A 3,907-nucleotide genomic window follows, 5' to 3' on the forward strand; every position below is an offset into this window, starting at 1 on the left:
TTTTCATATTGATGAACCACATCGTCATAATCACGCACCCTGTAGGGAAGTTTCATGGAACGTCTCTACTGTGGTATATCGAAATGAAAACCGCTGTAATAGCCCAGTCTTTAAGCTGTCTACTTACCTTCAAATGACATTTTTCTAGTCTAATTATTGCTTTGTGGTAATTATTTGATTGAGACAGTACCTACAACTGTGAATAAAGAGTTTTTAACCTTTAGATCGCTGAAAGCCTTAGCTATTAATAGTTATTCCAAGAACTTCGCACTGTCTAGTTACTAAGATTACTATTTCTTTGATTTCTCTAGTATGATTTGATCACATATTTTTGCAGATAAAACTATGAGATATCCAAATATTATAGATCGAGCCCTAGAAGGGGGAAGCTTTACACCGAGGTTTTCGGCAAAAATTTCGAGCGATCGCTAATTTCTTAAATCAATTTGACAAATATTTTCCGATCAAAACACATATCATTTCATTCGTTTTTCAAACTTGACAATAATCACACAAAATGATATAATCAGTAATTATACAAACCATATTCCGCACGACAAACATACTACAGTACCTTTTTCCACGAAGATGGTGGAACACAGATTCTAATATTAAGAATTATAGTCAATAGTTAATGTAGTATGTATTTATACTTAATAAAGCTCGTAATGCCTATCATGTAAAAATCTGAGCAATAAATACCTGACACTACAAGCTAGAGCTGCGGAATGTCGGATACAAAAAAGTCCTCAGCAAAATAATTAATATCTCCTTTGATGAACCCTTCAGTGATACTCTAAAAAATGACAGTGCAATTTGTTCAGTCTAAAGGCCAAAGTAAAAAGCCCGGATGATTGATTTAGAGCATGGGCTTGAGGCCAACCTCATATATTCAAGAATCTCTGTGGGCTAAAATGCCTTCCCTAGATACAAATGGAGAAACACAGGAGAATGGTCACCAATCCCTTCTCAAACCTTACCCATGAAACTACAACAGAATTATCCTTTTTATCGAAGATATATATCTGAGTAGCAAAGGGTCAGTTACTAAAAAATAAATAGTCCATCGATAGTATGGTCGGGCATCCAAAAACTAAGGCCAATTACCTGAACAACTGGGGAGAGCCCCCCATAAGACTAACTGTTGCCAGAGCTTAGCTAGTTAAGCAGTCTGGAAGAACCAGTAATCCCACTGGCATAAGTCTGGGAAAATCCACTTCCTGAAGTGAGTGGAGTATGTCAATCAGTGACTACTACTGGAAGTAAGTGCGATATATTATTTTTCACACTTAAGCAAAACCTTCAGATATTTGGTCAGACCTATATTCTGAAAATTGCAGATTATAGAGGAAGATTAATCGAACAAAAAGCCCACACTAAAAGCAACAGCAAGCTTTCATGCCATAGCAGTGTCAGTGTCGGGTATATTAATTTGGATAGCTAAATAAGCATATAGAATAGATAGAATGGTAAGCACCGCAGAAAAAACAAACGTAGGACAAATCACTCAAATTATCGGTCCAGTTGTAGATGCTAAATTCCCTAGTGGAAGTCTTCCTGAAATCTACAATGCCCTAACAATTACAGCTCAAAACGAAGCTGGACAAGATGTTTCAGTCACCTGTGAAGTGCAACAACTTCTAGGCGACAACCAAGTTAGAGCTGTGGCGATGAGTGGCACAGATGGCCTTGTACGTGGTATGGAAGTAGTAGACACTGGGGCTGCAATTAGTGTACCTGTAGGCACTGCTACTCTAGGTAGAATATTTAACGTGATCGGCGAACCAGTAGACGAACTTGGCCCAGTGGGAACTGAGGAGAAATCTGCAATTCACCGTGAATCTCCTAAATTTGTAGAGCTAGAAACTAAGCCTTCCGTTTTTGAAACAGGTATTAAAGTTGTAGACCTACTAGCTCCCTATCGTCGTGGTGGAAAAATTGGATTATTTGGTGGTGCGGGTGTAGGTAAAACCGTTATCATCATGGAGTTGATTAATAACATCGCTAAAGCTCACGGTGGAGTATCCGTGTTTGGTGGCGTGGGAGAGCGGACTCGTGAAGGTAATGACCTTTACAATGAAATGATTGAGTCCGGAGTAATTAATCCAAAGAACCTCCCTGACTCTAAGGTGGCCTTGGTTTATGGTCAGATGAACGAACCACCAGGAGCAAGAATGCGTGTCGGTCTATCTGCTCTAACAATGGCGGAATATTTCCGGGATGTTAGTAAGCAAGATGTACTACTTTTCATTGACAATATCTTCCGGTTTGTACAAGCAGGTTCTGAAGTATCTGCACTTCTGGGAAGAATGCCATCTGCGGTAGGATATCAACCTACCTTGGGTACAGAGATGGGTGAATTGCAAGAAAGAATTACATCCACAAAAGAAGGTTCTATTACTTCTATTCAAGCAGTATATGTACCTGCGGATGACTTGACAGACCCTGCACCTGCTACTACCTTCGCTCACCTAGACGCAACTACAGTATTGTCAAGGGGACTTGCTTCTAAAGGTATTTACCCAGCAGTTGACCCCTTAAACTCTACATCTACTATGTTGCAACCAAGTGTAGTAGGTGACGAGCATTATGCTGTAGCTCGTTCAGTACAATCCACCCTACAAAGGTACAAAGAACTTCAGGATATTATCGCTATCTTAGGTTTGGACGAATTATCTGAAGATGACCGTCTAACAGTAGCTCGCGCTCGTAAGATAGAGCGTTTCCTATCACAACCTTTCTTTGTAGCTGAAGTATTTACAGGTTCTCCTGGTCAATATGTGAAGCTCGAAGATACCATGAAAGGCTTCAAAATGATTTTATCTGGTGAACTTGATGAGTTACCAGAACAAGCTTTCTACATGGTGGGAGGTATTGACCAAGTAATTGCCAAAGCTGAAAAAATGAAGGCAGAAGCATAGTCTTACTGGCTATGTTGGTCGTTAGTTAGCGAAAAAATCTTGACAGTTGGCTTGTTGGTTATCGATGCTGAGATCGACAGTCAACTGACAACTTAAGTAACTAACACAAATAAAAATAAACAAAAAATGATTGACAAATGACATTAACTGTGCGTGTAATATCTCCCGACAAGACAGTTTGGGACTCAGAAGCTGAAGAAGTAATTATACCTAGTACAACAGGTCAATTAGGAATTTTAAGTGGACACGCTTCTATGCTGACCGCTCTCGATATAGGTGTAATGCGAGTTCGTGCTGAAAAAAGTAAAGATTGGGTAGCGATCGCTCTGATGGGTGGTTTTGCTGAAGTAGAAGCAAATGAAGTAACTATACTCATTAATGGCGCTGAAAAAGGAGATACTATTGACAAAGAAGCAGCTCGTATAGCTTACAATGAGGCTGAATCTAGTCTGGAAAAAGCTGAAAACGGCGACCTTCAAGCAAAAATCAAAGCCCAAAAAGCCTTGAAGCGAGCTAGAGCACGTCTGCAAGCTGCTGGTGGAGTTAACTAAACTACTAAATTCCCATTTCTGCAAGCAGGGACTGCATTTGTTCTCTAGTCAGTCCCTGTTTAATATAAGTAGGTGATTCTGGGTTGTAGGGACTAGTAACCAAATCGATACTAAGAATTTTAGATGTTTCAGGTAATACAGGTATATCTGGGTCGAAAGCTGTAGGTTTCATTAGGGAACTAGAAAAACCTTTAAAAATAGCTATTTCATCTAGTTCTCCATCAACTTCAACCTTAACTATTAATACTTCATTAGGTTTTTTAATTGTGTATTGTTCCAAACGATGAGAAATGCTATTCATAATAACTTTCAGTATATAGTTAAACAATTAATTATTAATTATTCACTCTCCTTAAAAAGGATAATATTGGTCAGTATTTTTTTCTTTGTTTGTTCTTTAAATAAGAGCCTTTAAACCTTAATTATTCGGTAAAA

Annotated in this window: 3 protein-coding genes; 2 read left to right on the forward strand and 1 reads right to left on the reverse strand. The window is 38.8% G+C overall.

The annotated features are described in order from the left end of the window. Positions 1-1,466 precede the first annotated feature (1,466 nt). Both atpD and atpC read left to right on the forward strand, forming a co-directional pair. A complete protein-coding gene (atpD, locus tag F6K13_RS22530; protein WP_124147277.1) occupies positions 1,467-2,921 on the forward strand; it encodes a F0F1 ATP synthase subunit beta in 1,455 nt (484 codons plus the stop codon). 137 nt (positions 2,922-3,058) lie between these two features. Continuing rightward, a complete protein-coding gene (atpC, locus tag F6K13_RS22535; protein WP_124147276.1) occupies positions 3,059-3,472 on the forward strand; it encodes an ATP synthase F1 subunit epsilon in 414 nt (137 codons plus the stop codon). Between the two features lie 4 nt (positions 3,473-3,476). Here atpC and F6K13_RS22540 read toward each other — a convergent pair whose 3' ends face one another. Continuing rightward, the gene (locus tag F6K13_RS22540) at positions 3,477-3,773 is read right to left on the reverse strand and encodes a hypothetical protein (protein WP_338043259.1); all 297 of its coding nucleotides are present in this window, start codon (positions 3,771-3,773) and stop codon (positions 3,477-3,479) included. Positions 3,774-3,907: the final 134 nt, after the last annotated feature.

It is taken from the genome of Okeania sp. SIO2B9 (assembly GCF_010672505.1).
In the GTDB taxonomy this organism is placed as follows: domain Bacteria; phylum Cyanobacteriota; class Cyanobacteriia; order Cyanobacteriales; family Microcoleaceae; genus Okeania; species Okeania hirsuta.